Origin of the sequence: Burkholderia sp. SIMBA_062 (assembly GCF_046534765.1) — a bacterium.
Taxonomy (GTDB): domain Bacteria; phylum Pseudomonadota; class Gammaproteobacteria; order Burkholderiales; family Burkholderiaceae; genus Burkholderia; species Burkholderia ambifaria.
In genome coordinates this window covers 1-241 of sequence record NZ_JAWRYD010000568.1, presented here as the reverse complement: position 1 = coordinate 241, position 241 = coordinate 1, and the positions used below count along the sequence as shown (strand labels likewise).

Sequence of the window (241 nt, the reverse complement as noted above, 5' to 3'; positions counted from 1 at the left end):
GATAAGGCATACCAGCATCGAGCCGACATTCAACGTCGATCTTTAGAATGCGAGGTGCCACATGGCTCTGAGGACTTTCGCGAACGACGCCGATCCAGTTATCAACGTGATCGAACAGGATTTGACGGCCAGCGGTGGAGGACCGGCTGCGTTGGACGAACGCCAGGGCAGGCTGGAATCAGCTGCGCTAGCAGCCGTATCGGCCCGGCGCAGACGTGAGTTTGATGCCGCCCGGGCGAGA

The 241-nt window shown here is 59.8% G+C and carries 1 pseudogene; it reads left to right on the top strand.

From position 1 onward, the window contains the following. Nucleotides 1-61: 61 nt before the first annotated feature. A pseudogene (locus tag SB786_RS37475) lies at nucleotides 62-241 on the top strand (DNA primase); the annotation flags it as partial.